A 21,106-nucleotide genomic window follows, 5' to 3' on the forward strand; every position below is an offset into this window, starting at 1 on the left:
GCATAAAGGCAAACGTGCAAAGGTACTGTGGGGTGCGCGAGCGATACCGGGTGTACCATGGACGCCCTCCCCATTGCACTGGGGCGTGAAAAAGTGCCCGTCTAGCGGATCGGCACCGGCCTGCCCTGATGAAACGCCCCAGCCTGTCCGGACAAATGTCAACGGGCGCAACTGGTCTGCATGTGGCAACTTATGTAAGATAACCCACTGATCCCGCGAGGGATCCGCTTTATCCTGTACGTTGGGTACTGTTTCCTCCCGGAGTCGATCATGACGATGAAGAACTGCATTTCCAAAATTAACCCCCTAAGGCCGAGTCGACTGACCGCTCTTCGCTCGGGCGCATTACTGCTGCTGGCCATTATGCTGGGTGCCTGTTCGCCCGAGGTGTCGGAGCAGGAGCTGCTGGACCGGGCCCGGCAGGCACTGACCCAGGGTGAAGACCGGGCGGCCGAGATCGATGTCAAGACTGCGCTGCAGCAGAATCCCGGCAATGCCGCAGGCAGGCGCTTGCTCGGCGAGGTGTACCTGTTTCAGCAGAATCCGGTTGTCGCCGCCGAGGAGCTGGAGCGCTCGCTGTCTGTCACCGAAGACGAGGAAGCGCGGATATTGTATGCCCGGGCATTGCTGGCGTCGGGCGATGCCGAGCGGCTTCTGGCGATGCACGAGCTGGGTGAATTTGCCAGCGTCAGCGAGCAACCCCGTTACCAGGTGATTCTTGCGCGGGTTTATGCCAGTAACGGGGAGCTGGAGCGCGCCAGGAGTCTCGTGGATGAGGCGTTCGCTGTCGCACCCGAAGATCCCATGGTAGCCACCTCACGCGCACTTTTCCAACTGGCAGTCCCAGGTGAGGTGGCAGATGGGCGCACGTTGCTGGAGAGCACCCTGGAAGCACACCCCGATTACGCCGAGGCTTGGAGTCTGCTGGGTGGAATCCAACGAGGGGAGGGCGCGCTCGCTGACGCGGAAGCCAGCTACGCAAGCGTGGTGGCACTTAACCCCTACCGATTCACCGACCTTCTAAGCCTGGTTGAAGTGCGCATGGATCAGGGCAAGGTCGACCAGGTCCGAAATGATCTGCAGACCTTGTTACGCAATTATCCCGATCATCCCGGTGTGAGCTTCCTGCAGGGGAGGTTGCTGATTCAATCCGGAGACAACGAAGGAGCCCTGGCGGCGCTGTTTAACGTGCTCAATGTAATCCCGGATCATTCGGGCAGTCTCTTCCTGTCTGCAGTGGCTAACATCGGTGAAGGGAATCTGGCTACGGCCCGGGGGCAACTGGATCGATTGCTCGCTGCCGAGCCCGGCAACCTCCAGGGGCAGCTGATGTCTGCAAACCTCTACCTGCAGCAGGGTGATCCGGAATCAGCGGAGGAGGTGGCGCGCAGCATTCTTCAGTTTGACGCGATGAACTACCCAGCCATGGGTATTCTGGTATCGGCCCTGGAGGCCCAGGATCAGGGTGGGGCCCAGAGTATCGAGTTGCTCGAGCGGATGATCAATGTGAATCCCGAGGCACCCGAACCCAGAATGGCATTGGGTTCCGCGTTAATGCAATCCGGCGATACTGCGGGCGGTATTGCTCAGTTGCAGGCGGCCCGCGACCTGACACCCCAGTTGACCCAGGTCCGTGAAGCACTGATCCAGGCGCATTTGTCGGCGGGGGACATCGAGTCGGCAATGGCGGAAGCGGAGGATTATGCGCAGCAGCTGCCTGACAACCCACGCCCTAATCTTTTCATGGCCCGCATAGCCATGCAGCAGAACGACATGGAATCCGCACGGGGACATTTCAGCGATGCGGAAGCGCGCCTGCGCCAGGCACTGGAGGAGCAACCGGACAACCTGGGATTACAGGCATTGTTGGTGGATGTCCTGGTGAGGTTGGGCAATCTTGAAGAAGCCGGAACCCTTTTAGCGCAGTTTCCTGAAGAGTACGCGGAAAACCCATCTGTACTGGTAGCGCGAGGACGCATAGCGCTTGCCATGGATCGACACGCCGAGGCCGAGCCGCTGCTGCGCAGAGCGCAGGAAGAGAATCCCAACACCTATACAATTCTGTGGCTTAGCGGAGCCGTCGGCGCACAGGGGCGTGGGGATGAGGCCATCAGCCTGTTGGAGGATTGGCTGGATGAGTATCCGGCGGATCAGATGGTGCGTAACGAGTTGGCAACTACATATTTGGCGCTGGGTAACGAACAGCAGTCGCAAAAACGTTACCAGGAGCTTCTTGATGACAACCCGGATAACGTAGTTGCCCTGAACAACCTGGCCTGGTTGATGCGCGAAGTCGATCCACAACAGGCGCTGACCCACATCGAGCGGGCCGACTCCCTGGTGCCGGATAATCCGCAGATCCTGGATACCTATGCCATGGTACAACTGGAGCTGGGTGCCCTGGAAGAGGCGCTGACTCTGAATCAGCGTGCCCTCGATTCGACGCCGGCAGACCCGAGTATCCGCACTAATCGTGCCGCCATTCTTCACGCCAATGGTCAGACTGGTGAGGCGGTGGCCATACTGGAGGCAATTATCAGCGACGACAGCGTTGCCGATAGTCAGCGGGAAGCGGCCCGGAGCCTGCTTGCTGAGTTACAGTGAATCGTGACAGGTCGAGGGGCTCGGATCCCGTAAGAGGGTAGTTCGGGCTGCTCGACGGGCCGGGGCTGAAGTTAGGGTGGTGCAGGGGTAAGTCGGTACTCATGACCGGTTTCCCACCGGGTAAAATCACTCGACCCTGATCGCTCGGTATAGTCCCGTGACGGGGACAGGCTCCGAGATAAAGAGGTTGCGCTTCATTCCTCTTCGCTGATCTCTCGAAGTCCGTACTTATCCATCATACTGTATAGAGTCGGACGCGCCACACCCAGCAGATTGGCAGCCTCAGAAATATTGTCATTGGTGTAGCTGAGCGCCCTCACGATGGCCTGCTTCTCAGCACTTTCCCGGATCCGCCGCAGGTTCAACGGCACGGCGGCGGCAGTTTCGTCGCTGTTGTCCAATTCCATATCCGCAGCGGTGACCTGGCTGCCTTCCGCCATGATGACGCCGCGTTTCACACGGCTTTCCAGTTCCCGCACGTTTCCGGGCCAGCTGTACTGTTCGATGGCAGCTATTGCGCCATCGTCAAACCCTTTTACTCCCGGGGCCAGCTCAGCGGCAAAGCGGGCTAAAAATGCCTTGGCCAGCACGGCGGCGTCACCGGAGCGGTCCTTCAGTGCAGGTATCCTGATGGTCATTTCGCTGACGCGGTAGTAAAGATCCTCCCGGAACCGGCCCACCTGGATCTGCCCCTCCAGATTCTGGTGAGTCGCGCAGACAATGCGCACATCGACCGGAATTTCCTTACGGCCACCGATGCGCTCCACGACCCGTTCCTGTATGAAACGCAGCAGCTTGGCCTGCAGATCCAGTGGCAGATCGCCGATTTCGTCCAGAAACAGCGTGCCTCCGTCGGCGTATTCGATCTTGCCTGGCGTCTGTTGGCTGGCGCCCGTGAATGCACCTTTCTCGTAACCGAACAGCTCGCTTTCCAGCAGGTTCTCCGGGATGGCGGCGCAGTTGATGGCCACCAGCTTCTTCTTTGCCCTGGGGCTGAGCTCGTGCAGGGCCCGGGCGAACCGTTCTTTGCCGGTGCCGCTGGCCCCGAGTATCAGAGTGGTGATGTCGCTGGGCGCGATCTTCTCCACGGTTCGGCATACCTTCAGCATTTCCGGGCTGGAAGCGATAATGCCCCGCAGTGGCATGTGTTCGTCGGCCTGCTGGAGCCGCTTGTTTTCCATCTCCAGTTCATAGACGTGCTGGGCCCGGTTCACCAGCAGTGCCAACAGCTCGGGATCGGCCGGCTTCTGGTGAAAGTCATACGCACCGCTGGAGATGGCCCGGACGGCATTGGCGCGATCATTGTCGCCGGTAACGATGATGACCTTTGTTGCTGGCGCCAGAGACAGTATTTCTTTCAGTGTGGCCAGGCCCTCGGTGACACCTCCCGGGTCAGGGGGTAGCCCGAGATCCAGCAGCACCACGCCGGGCTCGCAACGTCGCAGGGCAGCAATGGCCTCGCCCCGGTCGCCGGCCAGTATCACCTCGTGATCTTCGAAGGCCCAGCGCAGTTGACTCTGCAGACCTTTGTCGTCTTCCACTACCAGCAGATAACGGGTGTCTTTGTTGTCGGAGTCGCGTCTGGTCATGTCTCGCTCTTTTCGTTGCCGATGGGCATGTCCGGCGTAGCCGCCGATTGTACCGGATTCGCCGTAGTCTGTTGATGGGATAAGTTCTGTTGCCCGGAGGCGGGGGCGGGGAAACCGCCGGTTCGCCGGGGAATAGTCACGTAGAAGGTCGTGCCTTCTCCCGGAGTGCTGTCAACTCTGATATCGCCGCCAAGCTGACGGATGTACTCGCGACTCTCGAAAGCGCCGATCCCCATGCCGGTCAGCCCCTTGGTCGACTCGAACGGCCGGAACAGGCGATCACGGACGAAATCGGTTGACATACCGGTGCCGCTGTCTTCGATGTCCACGGTCACCAGATCGGCAGAGCACCGGAGTCGGACGACTACCTGTCCTTTAACGTTTGTAGCTTCCTGGGCATTCTGGATCAGATGATTGAATACTGTTGCCAGTCGATCCCGATCGGCTTCGACTACGCACTCGTCAGACGTCTCTGTCGTTACGGCAGGTGTGACACTGGCCTTTGCCGCGTCGTCTGTTTGGAAATCTGCGCGGGGTACCGGCTTGCCGGAAGCTCTCTCGGCAATGACCTGATGCAGTATCTCAGGAAGCGGAACCAGGTTGTTGGGGGTGCTGCGTATGCCGCTGCGCATCTGTTCCATCAGCCGTTTCATGCGCTTCACTGAGTTATCAACTGTGTTGATCATGTCGGAGATGAACTCGGGGTTGTCCCGGTGCTTCGCTGCATTGGAGACGATCAATGACTGTTGGGCCAGGATGTTTTTCAGGTCGTGGATAACATAAGCCGACAGGCGATTGAACGCGTCGAACTGGCGTGCTTCCACCAGTGCCTCACTGGCCAGATGCTGCGCCAGATGCGTGGCGGCCTGGCGACCTGTGGTTTTGAGTAGATCGCGATCCTCCCAGTTCAGCGTGTTCTTAAGAGACGATTTCTTCAACATCAGAACGGCCTGAACCTGATCGCGGAACACCAGGGGTATGACTAACCACAGCTGGTCATCATTGTGCAGCCATTCCGGCAGTTCCAGATCTTTGTAGAGATCCGAAGAACGACGCCATTCCTGCAGGTCGATGACCCAGTCCGCCTGTTGCAGCCATTCCGGCAGTCGGCCAAGGGTGGAGCCGGCTGGAGGTGGTGGCATTTCCCAGTGGGCCAGCAGATGCATGGCCTGACCGTCATCACCACCCCACAGCAGACCGGCGGGACTGCTGGTCAGCGGTGCCATGATGCGGATGATGCCCTCGGCGACATTGTCGTTGAGATTCGCCAGTGCGAGGGTGAACTTCAACCATTCCTCGCGATAGTCGTAGCGATAACTGTAGAAGTGCTTGTTGAGAAACACGCGGATTTCGGACCGCAGCTTGCCCGAAAACAACAGTATCGCCAACAGGGCAGCAGCGGCGGCCATGAACCCCATCTGCAGCATGCTGCCCCAGGTTCCCCCAAGATAACGGATTGCAAAGCCGGCGGCGGCCATTCCAAGCAGGTACAGCCCAGCGCCTGTGATGGTAACGGTATGGAAAGCCACCTGGCGCGAGACGTGCAGACCGACCTGCCAGTTACTGATCCGTGAGATGGCCACCGCCAGCAGGGGAATGACCAGGGCGTTGACCAGTCCGCGAGCCTGCCACAGTTCCGCATCCAGATCGCGGAACAACAGGGCCTCCGCGTACATGAAGAAGTCATAGGCGAACAGGGCACCCAGGCCCAGGCACAGAAATTTGATCGACCAGCGGGCGGACTGCGTGGCATTCCGGTACAGTTGTTCGATGATCACCAGTCCAGTCAGTGCCACGGCGAGCCACAGTATCAATACCAGCTGGTAATGAAAACCCGGTTCATCAAACGGCGCTGCTGGCAGCAAGGGTTGGACAGCAATCAGTGTCAGCGCCGCCGCCGATGCGGCAAAAAAACTGCGGCGCCAGTGCCAGCCACCGATCAGCCAGGCCGTGCCGCTGCTTTGCAGTCCAAGTAATTGCAGCAGGACGAAGAGCCAGCTGGCATTGCGTAACAGTTCACTCAGTTGCACCAGTGTCCCTGGCAGCCAGGTCAGTACGGTGCTGAACGCGACAATGGCAGCCCAGCTGGCCGAAACTATGCAGGCGAGCAGCAGGGAAGGGCCCAGCGTGAAACTTCGCTTCGAGAATGCCAGCAGAATAGCCAGCGCGGTAATGCTGGCACTCGCTGTGAGGTATGTGATCAGTCCGATTGGAACCGGCATGGGCTGCTCTGATTCAGGTAAGACCTGGCGCTTGTGTTACTGCCGACCGGCATTGCCAGTCGACGAGCCAGTTGACGAGAGTAGTACATTAACCGTGATACGGTCGCTGTGGTCTGTACGATGACGTACAGAGACGGATTTCGCGCCGTACTACCCTGCCGTCTATCGACCCGATTATTAGGACCGCGTTTGTCAGAACCCTGTTTGTTAGGGCTAAGTGCTTTCGCTTTCGCTGGCGCTGACTGCCATAGTAATCGACCAGGGCTAGTCTGACCACTTCCCTGTCCAGTTCAGGGACTGTGCAGCCCCGGGTGGCTGGAGACCAGTGCCACGGCACGGGCTTTACAGGTTTTCTCCTGACCTGACAACAGCCCGTGCGACTGAGTTCCTTGGGCCTGGATAGGCCTTCTACCGGGCCCCGGGAAAACCCGGACAGGACACAACGGCGGGACGCACAGGCAGTCGGCACCAACCACTGGCGGCTTTGACGGGGATGAGACGGGGAGGGCACGTGCCCGGGCGTCACTGTGTTATGATCAGCTCGTCAGGCTCGGGGTCAATGGATCTGCGGGCTCGACTGTAACGGAAGCACCATGTATCAGAAATATTACAATCTCAGTGCCGAGCCCTTCCGGCTGAGCCCCGAGCACGGTTTCGCCTATTCCCACAAGGGCTACACCAAGGCGCGGGCCTATATGGATTACGCCTTCATGCGGGCGGAAGGCTTCGTGATGATCACCGGTCGGCCTGGCACCGGCAAGACGACTCTGATCGGTGCCCTGGTGGATGATCTGGCCAATACTCCGGTCAGTATCGCCAATCTGGTCTGTACCCAGCTGCAGGCGGATGATTTGCTCAAGATAGTGGCCTACGAATTCGGCATTCCGGAGTCGGTGGTAGAAAAAGGCGAACTGCTGCAACGTCTGACAAGGCAGCTGAAAACCTGGCATCGAGATGGCCGCCGCGCCCTGCTGATTGTTGACGAGGCCCAGGACCTGTCGGTCTCCGCCATGGAGGAGCTGCGTCTTCTCACCAATATTCAGGTGGAATCCCGCCCGCTGCTGCAGATTTTTCTGCTGGGCCAGCCGGAGTTGCGGGAGCTGATTCTCAGCCCTCGGCTGGAGCAGGTGCATCAGCGCATCATTGCCGCCAGTCATATGCAGCCACTGGAGAAAGATGAAACCGAAGCCTACATCCGTCACCGCCTTGAAATCGTGCGCTGGCGAGGTGATCCCGCTATCAGTAGAGCGGTCTATCCGCTGGTTTACAAGTTCAGTGAAGGAATCCCCCGTCGCATCAATCTGATCTGCAGCCGGCTGCTGCTGCATTGTGCTGTGGAGGATCGACACCAGGTCACCGTAGCGGATGTGCGCGAAGTCGTGCAGGAACTACAGAGCGAGAAGCTGGCCTCCGGAGACAGTTTTGCGGAAAGCGATTTCCAGGTGAAGGATGTTTTCGATGAAGTCATCCCTGAGCGTAACGACCCTGGCGAACAAGAAAAAGGCAACGTGAAAAAAGAGGCTATGCGCAAGGAAGCCGAAAACCGGCTCCGCGAAGCGGGTGCCCAGACGCAGCGCCGGGCAGCTTCCGGTACCGGCCAGGTAGCCCCTGTGTCTGAATTGCGGCGCAGGCCAGCACAGAACGGGGCTGTCAGTACCCGCGCATCTCAGGCGGCCAATCAGGAAATCAAAAAAAAAAGCCCGCCCCGCCCCGCGGTGAAGGCTGACCGGGCGCCGGGCAGGCAACCGGATTCCGCCTCTGCGCGACAGAGAAAATCCAGGTCAATCTGGGGAGTGCTGTTGGACTGGTCGATATTGATAACCTGTTCGATACTGGTTGTGTTGCTTGTCGCCAGCATTATCATTATCTATGCGCCCTGGATCTGATGTCAGGGTTGGATAATTGAGGTCAATAATTGCGTATCCTGTGAGTCGGGATGCGCAGCTAAGACTTATACAGGAATCCTTTGCAGAGACTGCGATGCCTGCGGCAAGATTGACTGCTTGTATCAGAGAGCCTTGCGTAAAGCGCTACGGGAATTCAGCAAAGGCCCCTGACCTGGCCCGCACACTATCCACTCCAGCCAATTACAACAGAATCCACCGAGCTACCTGTCTATGCCGCCCGCCAAGGATGCAGACATTGCCAATTACTACGATGCCAATACCGGCAAGTTCCTGCGGTTTGGTGGCAGTGGTGATATGGCAGCCATTCACCGGGCTATCTGGGCGCCGGGCGTAAGCAGCCGAGAGCAGGCGTTCCAGTACCTGAATGAACGAGTGGCTGAATTTGTGCAGCCATTAGCCGAGCGCTTTCCCGATACCCTGCGTGTGTTAGATCTGGGTTGTGGTGTCGGTGGCACCGCAACATGGCTGTATTACAGGCTGGGTGTCGATGTGCTGGGCATCAGTATCAGTGAGAGCCAGATACGGTTGGCAAATGAACGGGCACAGCGGTCAGGTTGCGGGGATCACGTGACCTTTGTATCCGGCAGCTTTGAGTCGTTCACGACGCCCGAGAAGTACCATGCTGCCTGTGCCATAGAATCCTTCGTCCATTGTCAGCATCCCGGTCAGTTCCTGAACATGGCCCGGGATGCCCTGTTGCCGGGCGGCCGGCTTGTGATCTGCGATGATTTTGTCGATTCGAATCTGCCGCCAGAGGCGAACGTCTGGATTCAGCAGTTCCGCCGTGGCTGGCAGATCAATCAGCTGCCAAGCCGCGAGGAATTACTGGCGCTGGCGGGTGAGGCGGGATTCCGGCTAGTGGAGACGATTGACCTGTCGGCCTATACAAGGTCGTTTCCGAAGGTGCTCCTGTTTATTCTGAGCTACCTGACCCGTCTTCCATTGCCCGGATCCTACTGGCAGAATCTTGCGGGGGGTACTGCGCTGCAGGTCTGTTTGCAGCGCTCTTATACCCGTTATCATGTCATCGTCTTAGAGCGCATTTAGCAGGGCTCCGGAATCCATCAACTGCCGGTTGGATAAATTCCCGTCCAGAGCAGTAAAGGAGTTGCGACTTTGCCAGTTGCCCGCCTAAGGTCGCCCGATCTTCAGTGCCTTGGGCCCAATAGAAAAGACAGGATGGAGCCTGCAGGTGATAGTGCAGATCCGGGCCGACCTTGCCTCATCCGGGCCTGTCGGGCGCCACTGCGTGGTTGTCGCGCTTGGCAGGGGAGTGAGTGACCATTCCCTGCGCACGACGCCTCGCGGTAGCGCCCGACAGACTCCCGCAGAGCATTGTGGTAATTAATCAGAGGTTCCTTTATTCAGGGTTGCGGCAGCGCGGGTGAATAGGTTTCTGGTTCCTCAGTTGGTTTTGGCTGTAGTTTTTTCAGGATGATTTGAGGTTCTTATTGGAGTCCTTTCTAGAGACCGCCCCAGCCCGGGGGAGCCTGCCAACGGAGCAACGCGCATCCCTTCGGGATTCCCTCCCTCGGTCAGGAGCCCGCAAGCGGTCTCCTTCGGTCAGTCGGTGCTGCGTTTTGATCGCTCCGTCGGCAGGCTCCCCCGGGCTGGTGCTCGGTGCGAAATTCCAAACTTAGTGTATTGATGAAAGGGACGACTCCCCTTTGTTAACATCATTGCGGGTTCAGATTTGCAGTCACTTTCGTCCCTGTCGAAGCCACAACCCGTGCCCCAATCTACCTCCGACTCAAAAAGCTGCAACCCGCTCCTGACCGGCAGGACATCCAAATAGAGGCACCACCCCGGCCGCAACGGTTTGCAATTCACAAGTCTTTGGCATGATACTGGCTGCATCTGCAGACTTGTTAGGGAGAGAACCACTATGTTGCGTATGTTGATGTTCATCGGGCTTGGCGTCTGCCTCAGCGGAATGGCCAATGCCCAGTCTCTGCTGGGATTTGACGAATCCGGCGCTGCCGCGCAGCTGGAGCTGGAGGCGGATTTCGACTCCCGTCTGTCGGCCACTGACCTCGATGAATGGTTACGTATTCTCTCCCGGGATCCGCACCATGTGGGGACCGCCGCTGGCAGAGCGGTAGTGGATTTCGTGGCGCAGCGCTTCGAGGAGTGGGGCTACGATGTGGAGATCACTGAATACCAGGTGCTGTTCCCTTCGCCTCGCACCCGGGAGCTGGAGTTAATTGCTCCAACCCGTTACACGGCCGGGCTGACAGAAGACTCATTGCCAGAGGATCCCAGCACCTCACGGGTTGACGATCTGCTGCCGCCTTACAATGCTTTTTCCACCGATGGGGAAGTAGAAGGGGAGCTGGTCTTCGTTAATTACGGTACTCCGGCTGACTATGAAATTCTCGAGCGCTATGGCATCAGCGTTGAAGGCAAGATAGCTATCTCGCGCTATGGCGGGTCCTGGCGCGGTATCAAGCCCAAGCTGGCGGCAGAGAAGGGGGCAATCGGCACAATTATCTATTCCGATCCGGCGGATGATGGTTACGGCGCGGGTGATACCTACCCCGATGGTCCTTTCAAGCACGAGAGTGCCGTGCAGCGCGGCTCGGTTATGGATATGCCCACTTACCCGGGCGATGTCCTGACGCCTTTTGTTGGTGCCACTGAAGACGCGGAACGTCTGGCCAGGAGTGATGCGCCTACCATTACCAAAATTCCGGTGTTGCCGATTTCCTACCGCGATGCACTGCCGCTGTTGTCAGCAATGGGTGGGGAAGTGGTACCCAGTGAATGGCGTGGTGGTCTGCCGATCACCTACCACCTTGGTCCCGGCCCGGCACAGGTGCGCATGAAGCTTGAATTCAATTGGGATATGGTGCCGGCCTATAACGTGATCGCGCGCCTCGAGGGCTCTGAGTTTCCGGATCAATGGGTCATTCGTGGCAATCATCATGATGGTTGGAACCATGGCGCCGCCGACCCTATTTCAGGGCTGGTGGCTTTGATGGGCGAGGCCAAGGCGCTGGCGGAACTGGCGGCCGAAGGTAATGGGCCCAGGCGCACAGTGGTCTATGCCGCCTGGGATTCGGAAGAGCAGGGCCTGATTGGCTCCACCGAATGGGTTGAGCACCATGCTCCGGAACTCGACGAACGGGCTGTGGCTTACATCAATACCGACGGTAACAGCCGCGGCTTCGTTAACATCGGCGGCAGTCATGTGCTGGAGAAGATGGCCAACGAGGTGATGCGCGACGTGCAGGATCCGCAGACCGGTGTGTCAGTGGCGGAAAGACGCCGCGCACGCATCGAAGTGAATGGCAGTGCCGACGCCCGCGCCGAGTTGAAGAGCCGCGCCGACATGCGCATCAGCCCGCTGGGATCGGGTTCAGACTACTCGCCGTTCCTTCAGCATCTGGGTATTGCCTCGCTGAATATCGCCTTTGGCGGTGAGGGTGCGGATGGCAGCTACCACACCCTGTACGATACCTACGAGCATTACACCCGGTTCCGTGATCCGGGTATGGAGTATGGCGTCGCGCTGGCTCAGGTTGCGGGCCGCGCCACCCTGCGTCTGGCTAACGCGTCACGGCTGCCTTTCGAATTCACCGGCCTGACTGACAATATCAGTCTTTATACGGATGAGATCGAGAAGCTTGCGGAATCCATGCGCGCGGAAACCCTGTCTACCAATGCGCGTATCGACTCCGGTGTCTACAACCTGGCGCTGGACCCGACCCGCAGCCTGGTGGCCCCGCGTAAAAAAGCGGAAGTGCCGTATTTCAACTTCGCACCACTGAAGAACGCACTGGATGCGCTGCAGAAGGCGGCGACTGACTACGCAGCAGTGGCAGCCAGTGGCTTGCCTGCATCGGAGGCGGAGAACAAATTACTCTATACCAGTGAGCGGGAGCTGACTCGCGATGACGGTCTGCCAGGCCGACCCTGGTTTACCCATCATATCTATGCGCCCGGGTTTTATACCGGTTATGGGGTCAAGACCATTCCCGGGGTTAGAGAAGCCATAGAAGAGCGGCAGTATGATCTGGTTGAAGAAGAGATCGCTGTGGCTGCCGACGTGATTTCCGGCATGGCGGCACGGGTCAGGGATTTGGCGGATCGCTGACTCTCATTCTCAACGCGTCACGAAAAATTGGAGTAAGAATATGAAGATTGGCTATCTGGTTGGCGTGTTATTTTCGCTGGTCTCTTGTGTCGTTGTTGGCCAGGAGCCTTATCCCCATGCCAATGAGCCCATTGGCAGTGTCAGGGCGGTGTATGACGGAGCCCTCTTCCCGGATCTGGCCGTCAATACCTATCGAAATATTGACCGCCTGTTCGCGTCGAGGACTGTTCCCACTGGTGACCGGATCCATAACCTGCCACGCAGCGAGCCGGCCGACTTTTCGCTGGTATTCGAATCGAAGGGAAATACTTACGATCTTTATGACTACATGGCCATCAATCGGGTGGCTGGGTTGCTTGCCATCAAGGACGGCACCGTTGTTTTTGAGAACTATCAGTTAGGCAACAACGAGCAGACCAGGTGGATGTCAATGTCGGTGGCAAAAACGATTACCGCGACACTCATCGGCGCGGCCGTTCAGGACGGCCTTGTTGACAGCATTGATTCACAAGTCACAGATTATCTGCCGGCACTGATGGGGACAGCCTATGAAGGGGCTACGATTCGAAATGTGCTGAATATGAGTTCGGGCGTGGCCTGGAACGAAACCTATACGGATCCGTCGTCGGATCGGCGCCGGCTGCTGGAAGCGCAGATTGCCCAGCAGCCCGGCGGCATGCTGGAAGTCATGTCCAGACTGGGCCGAGCGGCTGAACCTGGCACCGCATTCAATTACAGCACCGGCGAAACTCAGATTGCCGGGGAACTGTTGCGCGCGGCAATCGACAGGCCGCTTGCTGACTACCTTTCGGAAAAGATCTGGGCTCGCTTCGGCATGGAAGCCCCGGCCACCTGGTGGCTGGAATCTCCGGGCGGGGTTGAAGTCGGGGGCAGCGGGTTTTCTGCGACCTTGCGGGATTACGGCCGGTTTGGTCTCTTTCTGATCAACGATGGCATCGTGAGGGGTGAGCGCGTTCTACCCGAGGGCTGGGTTGACCAGGCATCGAAGCCATTTGTTATCAACGGCGATCGGACTGTCGCGTATGGATACATGACCTGGCCGTTTATGGCAGAGCCGGGTTCGATTCACGAAGGCGCTTTCAGTGCGGTTGGGATTCACGGCCAGACTATCTACATGAATCCTGCCGAGCGGGTGGTTATCGTTGTGTTAAGTGCGAGATCAAAACCCACCGGGATGGACGTGATTGATGACGACGATCTGTTCGCCGCGATGACCGAATATTTAAGGAACCTCTGATTAATCAGAGGCTCCTTAAAGGTGGACCAATGACCCCGGTTTAATTGCATACGCGATGCAGCGCCTGTCAGTCTTTACTGAAAATATCGTTGTGCAGTGTTCGTTCCCCGATGCCTTCTCCGTTCATTATCTTCGCTCCCGCAGGCGATCTGAGCAGGTTGAAGACTCCTTCAAATTCTTCTTTTGAATTGACGTTGGGGAATTCCGTATCGGGCTGGTTGCAGTCAAGAAATTCACACAGGGGAGCCCAGCCCTGGCTTGCCTCGTAAACAAGCAGGCGGTCTGGATCGATGCCCTCCCGTACCGCCGCATTGTGTGCATTGAACGCGGTGATCAATGCGTCATGATCATCCATCCTGCAACCCAGTTTGTCGTCGATGGTAGCTTTGACCATGGCGCCCCAGCGAGTGCCCTCGCTCAGCTCCTGCAGGGTGCTGCTGAAGATCGTTTCCCGGGTCGACTGGAACCAGCGCTCAGCGTCCCGCACTGAGAGAAGTACTTTTGCTTCAGGGTAAGCCTGCGCCAGCTCCCGCCAGTAGTTGGAAGCCGGGAAATCCACTGTCGCCACATAGCCGTCGAAGATCGCATCCCAGTCTGGATTGCCGGCCGCAGCGTCCAGCCATAGGTCAACATGTCCGTGCCGGCCAAGCACCTCACTCATGTGATAACAGGGTGCCCCCAGCAGTGTTTCCAGGGCTATTTTTATGGAGGCGGTGCCGGTTCTTCCGAAGCCTGCACCGATAACTTTCAAAGCCATAGTCGATTTGCTCCTTTTTATTTCAGACATTCATGACTTCCAGCATAAATATGGATCTGTTCAGCATTTCTACTGTCGGCCTGCTGCTCTCCGGCCAGTCTGGCGTTTAAAGTTGTTATTTCAATGGAATTCCCTATTTCAAGGGTGGCTTTTATTTCAAGAGAAGCTTCTTTGTCACGGGAAGCTCCTTTGTCACGGGAAGCTCCTATGTCAATGGAAGTTTCTCTGTCAACGGAAGTCACTGTGTCAATTGGGTGACAAAGCGTTAACAAGAGGCTCCTTAAGTATTCTTGTAGCTGATCATCACCCAGTGAATTCAACATTTTTGATAGCCGAGTCAAATATTTCCCAGCTGCGCTGAATGTCTTCGTCGGTATGTGCTGCCGAGACAAACAGGTTGTGATGGGAGGTCATAAAAAGCCCGCGGCGGGTGCACTCGCCACACAGCGCCTGATGGAACTCTATGCCGGCTTCGTGTTCTGTTCTCAGGTAGGGCATGGAAGCCATCCCTGAAACTTTCAGTTCGTAACCGTGTCCGGCGGCGATCTCCACCAGGCCGTCCAGCAGTTTCTGGCCGGTGGCCTGAATTCGAGCCGGCGCATCAAGGCGTGAAAGCTCCTGCAGACACGCCAATGCTGCCGCCATGGGGCCGGCAGAAAACCAGAAGCTGCCGGTCTGAAAGACCGCAGCGGCCGCTTCCTTCAGACTGTCGCGACCGACTACGGCCGAGATCGGGTAGCCGTTGGCGATGGCCTTGCAGAAACAGCTGATATCCGGCTGGTAGCCGAAATACTCATTGGATCCGTTCATGTGGATACGAAAACCGCTGCGCACATCGTCGCAGATCGATACCACGCCATGCTTTGCCAGCAGCGCGTGTACGCCAGCCCAGTAGCCCGGCTCAGGCAGGACATTATCCTGGTAGACCGGGTGGTGGTAGGGTGAGCTGATGAAGGCAGCCACCTGGCCTGGATTGGTTTCGAGGGCCTGTTGCAGGGCTCCCAGGTCATTCCAGGGGATGCGCAGAACATTGGTATGATCCCCGGGAAAGATTCCCGCGCGCTCTGGTGCCTGCATCCACGGGGATACGCCGTGGTAACCCCCCTCAATGGCGATAACCCCGGTTCGCCCGGTTGCCGCTCTGGCGATCAGAACAGCCATGTTGGTGGCGTCGGCGCCGTTCTTGGCGAAAGTAGCCCAATTGGCAAAATCGATCAGATCAACCAGGTATTCGGCCAGTTCAACCATAACCGGTGATGCCAGTGTGCAGGTATCCGCACGGGCCATCTGAGCCTGATAGGCGCCATCCACAGCCGGGTTCCCGTACCCCAGTATCATCGGCCCGTAGGCGCACATCAGATCGATGTATTCATTACCGTCAACATCCTTGAAGCGTGCCCCGTCAGCTTCTGCGCAGTAGTAGGGATACAGGCCATGTGGCTTTTGTACAATCGGATTGAAATGACCCGGTATTCCATTGGGGATCACCTTGCGGGCACGATTGAAGAGGGCATTGCTCTTGTCGTAACTGAAGGGGGCTATGCTCATAGGGGCTGCTCCTGTAACCTTTCTACTACCGGGTGTTGGCGGGGCCGGCGCCGGCATGCAGGAATCCCGGAAAAAACATCACCGCCCCCTGCGTCGCCTTCAGGCGAATTTGATTCGCGACCCTGAATCGCAACTTCTGACCGCACCTTTCAGTTGCGCCTTTCAATCGCCCCTTTCAATCGCCCCTTTCAATCGCCCCTCCGAATCGCAACCTCAGATTGCAACTACACCATCAGGGAGTTGCTCCTCCTGCACGATATGTTCTTCCCGGTAGAAAAAAATATAAACGGCAAAGGCGATCGCTGCGGTGCCCATGAAGCCGGCAAAAAACAGGTGGTACCAGGCCCCTTCCAGTTTGGTCGTGCCATCGGGGTTCTGAATAATCTGATTCACCGCCGCGGTAAAGAGGTTGCCCAGGGATATCGACAGGTAGAAAAACGACATGACCAGGGATTTCATGCGGCGCGGTGCCTGGGTGTAGGAAAACTCCATGCAGGTGATCACCAGCATGACCTCGGCGTTGGTCAGTAAAAAGTAAGCCAGTAATTGCCAGCCGATATGCGGGGTGGCGCCGCCCTGGATTAGGTGTTCGCACCAGGCTGTCACCAGGAAGGGAGTGGCCGCCAGAAACATACCGGCTGACATCTTGCGTCCACTGGTAAGTGTGACAAAGCGTTCCAGAACCGGATAAATGATGTAGGTGAAAACCGGGATGAGCAGAATAATCAGAAAGGGATTGGCTGCCTGTATCTGTGCCGACAGCAGTTCGTAACCGAATACATTTCTGTCCATCTGCTGGGCCTGCAGCACCCAGGTACTGCCCATCTGATCGAACAGTGACCAGAACGCCGCCACCAGCAGGTAGATCCACACCAGCCGCTTGATTACATCCCGGCCCACGGGGCCGGTAATCTCTTTAAGATAGGACGGACCGGATGGGGGTATGTGGACAAATTTGTAGCGCCCCAGCCAGAAAGTCAGGGTGGCCATCAGCATGAAACCCGCCGGCACACCAAAGGCGACAGAGGGCCCATAGGCATTCAGCAGCCAGGGAATCAGCAGGGACGAGGTAGAGGAGCCGATGTTTATCCCCAGGTAATACCAGGAGAAGGCGCGGGACATCAGGCCCTGATTACTCTGGCCAAACTGATCGCCCACATGGGATGCAACACAGGGCTTGATGCCGCCGGAGCCGAGCGCGATCAGGGTTAAACCGAGAAACAGGCCGATCCGGGTCTCGTCCACAGCCAGGGATAAATGCCCGGCACAGTAGACCAGCGAGAGAAAAATGATGGTCCGGTACTTCCCCAGAAAGGCGTCGGCAAGAATGGCGCCGATGATGGGAAGAAAATAAGCGGTTGCAGTGAAAAGGTGAAAGTAGGAAGTGGCGTCCTCTTCGGAAAGCGTGTCCAGCACACCGTCGCCATTCATTAAATACTGAGTCATGAAGATGACCAGTATTGCCCGAACCCCGTAGAAACTGAATCGCTCCGCTACATCATTGACGATGATGTAGGGAATCCCGCGAGGCATCCGGTCAGAGGGAACTGGTGCGGTACGGTAGCCTGGCATCGGTGCGTTCCAGTCAGTGTCCAGTGAGCTACTGCAGAAGATTCTGCGGGCTCAGAAAGAAATAACCCACACCGGCGTCAGCAGGTGTGGGTTATTCGCGACAGCACCGAAGCTTAGCGCTTGGAGTACTTGGTAAAGGCACCGCCCGCCCAGCTCAGGGAGTTGGGGCCTTCGGCGGCGTAAACATTGCCTTCCGCATCCACGGCAACGCCTTCGCCGGCAGTGCCTTGGCCAACCCGGTCCGGTCGCTCGAACGGTGGAATAAAGGCGGTGATACGGTCCTCTTCAACGGGCCCGATCCGCACACCGTTTTTCCAGCCAACATGGTTGGTGGGGCCGGATTCTGAGTCGATGGCATACACCATGTTGTCGGCGGTAATGAACAGGCCGCTGATACGGCCATAGGCATAACGGGAATCAAGGTAATTACCGTCCTGGTCGAAAATCTCGATCCTGTGGTTGCCACGGTCCGCTACCCAGAGCCTGCCGTACGGGTCGAATTCCATGGCATGGGGGGTGCGGAATTCACCGTGCCGCACGCCGATCTGACCCCATTCCTTGATGAAAGTCCCATTCGGAGCGAACTTCATGATGCGGGCAGTCCGCCCTGTAGCACGCCCTTCTTCCATCGCCTGATTGCTGGTCATGCCCTGGCCGTCGTGGCCATCCGACACGTAGATACTGCCGTCGGGTCCGACGATCACGTCATTGGGCTGGTTGAAGTGTATGCTGTCGTTGCCCGGCTGGCCGGCAACACCCAGGCTCATAAGAAGCCGCCCATCGGCGCTGAATTTATGCACCTGGTGGCCCTTGGTGCCATCGGCATTGGCTGCAAAGTCTGTCACCCAGACACTGCCGTCGCCGGCTGCGTGAATGCCATGGGGCGTCTGCATGAGGCCGCCACCAAAGTTAGCCATTACCTCGCCGGTGTGACGATTGAACTTGAAAATGGGATCAACCGGGTTGGTGTCGCAGTTTACGGGTACGCCACCGCCGAAGCTGCTGGCGCCGCAACGCTCATACGCCCAGATGTGGCCATCGTTGGGATCAATGTCGATACCGGCGGTGGACCCCCAGTTGCGGCCGGCCGGCAATTGCCCCCAGTTGCGGGTCACAACGGGATTCGGATTGGGCAGGCCTTCCCCGGTGATGAGGCTGGCACTCTGGGCACTGGCGGTACCTGTGGCAGCCAACGCCAGGGACAGTGTCAGAGAGGGAAATAGAACGCGAGTAATCAGCATAACGGCTTCTCCTTGTTGTTAGTCTCGCTTGCAAGAGGGACAAAAGGTATCTCTCACGCCGGGGATTGTCCAGTGCAGCGCGCGGTGATTGTTCCTGGCGACCGGGCAGCCGGGGTAAATTGGCCACGTTTCCGTCAATTGGACAGCTGAAAAACGTAATGAGCGCAGCCGGGACGAGGCAGAACGGATGTGAAAGCGTAACTTATCGGGCGTACATGGGCTTCTAGAGCTGTTCATTACCGAAGGTCTGGCAAACGCAGCAGTTTTTCAACTCACCATCAGTCAGTGCCCGGGAGCGCAGGAGGTAGGCTTCAGGAGAGGCTGAGTCGGGCCTGGGATGAAGCCGGGAAAGTCTGGCAGCTGTCTGATTTTAAACATATTTATTGAAATGCGGCCAGGTGCTTTTCTGACATCGGTACCTTTGTGGTCCAGTAATGATAGTTCATTGGCACTAGTTCATTGGTATTAGTTCAGTAGCAGCTTGTCTGCGTTCAAACGCCGCGGTATTTGCCAGGCAGGCTCGAACGGCGGAAAGCTTGGGGAGCCTCTGATTAATCAGAGATTCCCTAGCAAATAGCGCGAAAACCCCCGGATAGCCGTCCGTAAACAGGATGGCCTCAGTGCTGAGCAGTATTCTGCAGCTGTCAGCTACTTAAGCTCGATCGTGACCGCCGCCGGCGAGCCGGATACGGCTTTCTCCGCACGCACAGTCCCGGCCGGAATGAAACGGGCGTTTCCGACCGCAAAGGCCTCGGTGAGGGTGACTCCGCTTTCAAAGGTGAATTGCAGAATCCCCGGTTCGGTCATAACCTGTACGGAGTCTCTCGGGTAGGTAACAAGCTCACCTGCCACGCCTTCTTCCCAGCCGTGCACCCATTCCATTACCCGTTCATTGTCGATGGCCAGCTCCGCGCCTTCGCGAGGAAACGCCGCTGTCGTCCCGGGCTGGATGTCGGCGCTGCGCCCGAGTACCTCCTTGAGATCGAACATGATTGCCCAGCGCTGGGGTGCATCTTCCGGAAACCCGACCACTTCTTCTTTGTGAGTAACGCCGGCGGGCTGAAAGAATGGTCTGGGAATTCTGAACGGCGGTGTCTGGGGATTCTCCGAGCCGTCCAGCCTGGTAACCCGAATGGGACCGTAGCGCAAATACACTGCAGCCATGTCATAACGATGCCGGTGATAGGGCTGTTCCACGTCAAGCAGCCAGGTTACATCCCACGCGAATACACGGTCATTCTCGAACAGCGTACGAACGCCGATGCGTGGGTAGGCATGGGGTAATTCCTCTTCGCCAAAAGCAGGTATTACCGGCAGGCAGAGAGAGAGGAGGAGTGGCAGGCACATTGCAGATTTTAATGGATTCATAGTCTTACCGTTTTTCTTCTGTTTTTCTTAAGGAGCCTCAATGAAAAATTGCTGGCGCTACACAGCGAGGCGTTGTTCAAGTCATCCGAATACAGTCTGTCTGTTGCTGCTCTTCAGCAGCAAGGCGCGCCTTGCCAGGAACCTTGGCTGGCACGCTGAAAAGCAACGAATCAATCGGACAGGACACTAGAGCTCAGGCTATCTTCCAGCGCCTGGGTTGTCCAGTCTCCTGCCCCGAAATCCGGCTGTGATTTCCCGCCACAGCGTCGCTGTGGCGCTTGGCAGGCGGGCATTCCCTGCGCTCGACGCGGCGCAGTAGCGCCCGACAGCCTCCAGCAGGTTCTGGTTAATCAGAGGTTTCCCTAGTGACAGCCCGGGGCACTTTAGCGCATGATTGCCTCCCTTCAAACCATCAGACTTCAGGGAGTTACCATGTCCATATCGATGTACCAGAATTCCATCCCATTCTTAGTGCGAAGCCTGCAGAATCTGGCCGGTGTGCTCAAGAAGGGAGCCAGCTACAGCGAAGAGAAAGGTTTCGATGAAAAGGTGATGACAGGTTATCGCCTGTTTCCGAATATGTTCCCGCTTACCCGGCAGGTACAGATTGCCTGCGACATGGCTAAAGGCGCCGGGGCCCGCCTGGCAGGGGTTGATGTGCCGAGTTTTGCCGACGAAGAGGTCACGTTCGACGAGCTGCAAACCAGAATAGCCAGGACGATCGAGTTTCTGGAGACTTTGAAGCCCGACCAGTTTGAGGGCAGTGAAACCAGGCAGATTACGATCAAGGCCGGTGATCGCGAGTTCAGTTTTACGGGGCTCGAGTATCTGCACGGATGGGTGATCCCCAATCTGTATTTCCATGCCACCACCACCTACAACATTCTGCGTCACGTGGGTGTAGAGGTGGGTAAAGCGGATTTCCTTGGCGCCAGCTGACAGGC

The 21,106-nt window shown here is 57.5% G+C and carries 14 protein-coding genes; 6 read left to right on the forward strand and 8 right to left on the reverse strand.

Features of this window, described 5'->3' with window-relative positions; translation table 11 throughout:
• The first annotated feature begins 270 nt into the window (after positions 1 to 270).
• Complete coding sequence (locus R3F50_10855; GenBank protein ID MEZ5490805.1) at positions 271 to 2,604, forward strand: tetratricopeptide repeat protein; 2,334 nt, start codon at positions 271 to 273, stop codon at positions 2,602 to 2,604.
• A 194-nt stretch (positions 2,605 to 2,798) separates the two neighbouring features.
• On the opposite strand, the gene prsR is transcribed toward R3F50_10855, so the two are convergent.
• On the reverse strand, positions 2,799 to 4,193 hold the full coding sequence (gene prsR / locus R3F50_10860; protein MEZ5490806.1) for a PEP-CTERM-box response regulator transcription factor: 1,395 nt from the start codon (positions 4,191 to 4,193) through the stop codon (positions 2,799 to 2,801).
• Complete coding sequence (prsK, locus tag R3F50_10865) at positions 4,190 to 6,415, reverse strand: PEP-CTERM system histidine kinase PrsK (GenBank protein ID MEZ5490807.1); 2,226 nt, start codon at positions 6,413 to 6,415, stop codon at positions 4,190 to 4,192. The genes prsR and prsK overlap by 4 nt, the downstream gene beginning before the upstream one ends.
• A gap of 593 nt (positions 6,416 to 7,008) precedes the next feature.
• Between prsK and R3F50_10870 the strand changes: the two genes are divergently transcribed.
• The 4 genes from R3F50_10870 to R3F50_10885 all read left to right on the forward strand — a co-directional run bounded on the left by R3F50_10870 (position 7,009) and on the right by R3F50_10885 (position 13,676).
• Positions 7,009 to 8,301 carry an AAA family ATPase gene (locus R3F50_10870; GenBank protein ID MEZ5490808.1) on the forward strand — a complete coding sequence of 431 codons (1,293 nt, stop codon included), beginning with the start codon at positions 7,009 to 7,011 and terminating at the stop codon, positions 8,299 to 8,301.
• Positions 8,302 to 8,532: 231 nt separating this feature from the next.
• Positions 8,533 to 9,369 (forward strand): methyltransferase domain-containing protein, encoded by an 837-nt coding sequence (locus tag R3F50_10875; GenBank protein MEZ5490809.1) that lies wholly within the window; start codon positions 8,533 to 8,535, stop codon positions 9,367 to 9,369.
• Between the two features lie 838 nt (positions 9,370 to 10,207).
• Entirely contained in the window at positions 10,208 to 12,418 is a 2,211-nt protein-coding gene (locus R3F50_10880) for a transferrin receptor-like dimerization domain-containing protein (GenBank protein ID MEZ5490810.1), read from the forward strand.
• 40 nt (positions 12,419 to 12,458) lie between these two features.
• Entirely contained in the window at positions 12,459 to 13,676 is a 1,218-nt protein-coding gene (locus R3F50_10885; GenBank protein MEZ5490811.1) for a serine hydrolase, read from the forward strand.
• 67 nt (positions 13,677 to 13,743) lie between these two features.
• On the opposite strand, the gene R3F50_10890 is transcribed toward R3F50_10885, so the two are convergent.
• The 6 genes from R3F50_10890 to R3F50_10915 all read right to left on the reverse strand — a co-directional run bounded on the left by R3F50_10890 (position 13,744) and on the right by R3F50_10915 (position 20,162).
• On the reverse strand, positions 13,744 to 14,433 hold the full coding sequence (locus R3F50_10890) for a sulfotransferase (protein ID MEZ5490812.1): 690 nt from the start codon (positions 14,431 to 14,433) through the stop codon (positions 13,744 to 13,746).
• A 17-nt stretch (positions 14,434 to 14,450) separates the two neighbouring features.
• On the reverse strand, positions 14,451 to 14,756 hold the full coding sequence (locus R3F50_10895) for a hypothetical protein (protein ID MEZ5490813.1): 306 nt from the start codon (positions 14,754 to 14,756) through the stop codon (positions 14,451 to 14,453).
• Complete coding sequence (locus R3F50_10900) at positions 14,737 to 15,981, reverse strand: aminotransferase class III-fold pyridoxal phosphate-dependent enzyme (GenBank protein ID MEZ5490814.1); 1,245 nt, start codon at positions 15,979 to 15,981, stop codon at positions 14,737 to 14,739. Before R3F50_10900 ends, R3F50_10895 begins: the two co-directional genes overlap by 20 nt.
• 213 nt (positions 15,982 to 16,194) lie before the next feature.
• Complete coding sequence (locus tag R3F50_10905) at positions 16,195 to 17,553, reverse strand: POT family MFS transporter (GenBank protein ID MEZ5490815.1); 1,359 nt, start codon at positions 17,551 to 17,553, stop codon at positions 16,195 to 16,197.
• Positions 17,554 to 17,666: 113 nt separating this feature from the next.
• A complete protein-coding gene (locus R3F50_10910; GenBank protein ID MEZ5490816.1) occupies positions 17,667 to 18,794 on the reverse strand; it encodes a peptidyl-alpha-hydroxyglycine alpha-amidating lyase family protein in 1,128 nt (375 codons plus the stop codon).
• Between the two features lie 648 nt (positions 18,795 to 19,442).
• Entirely contained in the window at positions 19,443 to 20,162 is a 720-nt protein-coding gene (locus R3F50_10915) for a hypothetical protein (protein MEZ5490817.1), read from the reverse strand.
• Positions 20,163 to 20,594: 432 nt separating this feature from the next.
• Here R3F50_10915 and R3F50_10920 point away from each other — a divergent pair, with 432 nt between their 5' ends.
• On the forward strand, positions 20,595 to 21,101 hold the full coding sequence (locus tag R3F50_10920; protein ID MEZ5490818.1) for a DUF1993 domain-containing protein: 507 nt from the start codon (positions 20,595 to 20,597) through the stop codon (positions 21,099 to 21,101).
• Positions 21,102 to 21,106 lie beyond the last annotated feature (5 nt).

The organism is Gammaproteobacteria bacterium (assembly GCA_041395725.1).
Taxonomy (GTDB): Bacteria; Pseudomonadota; Gammaproteobacteria; order Pseudomonadales; family Pseudohongiellaceae; genus NORP240.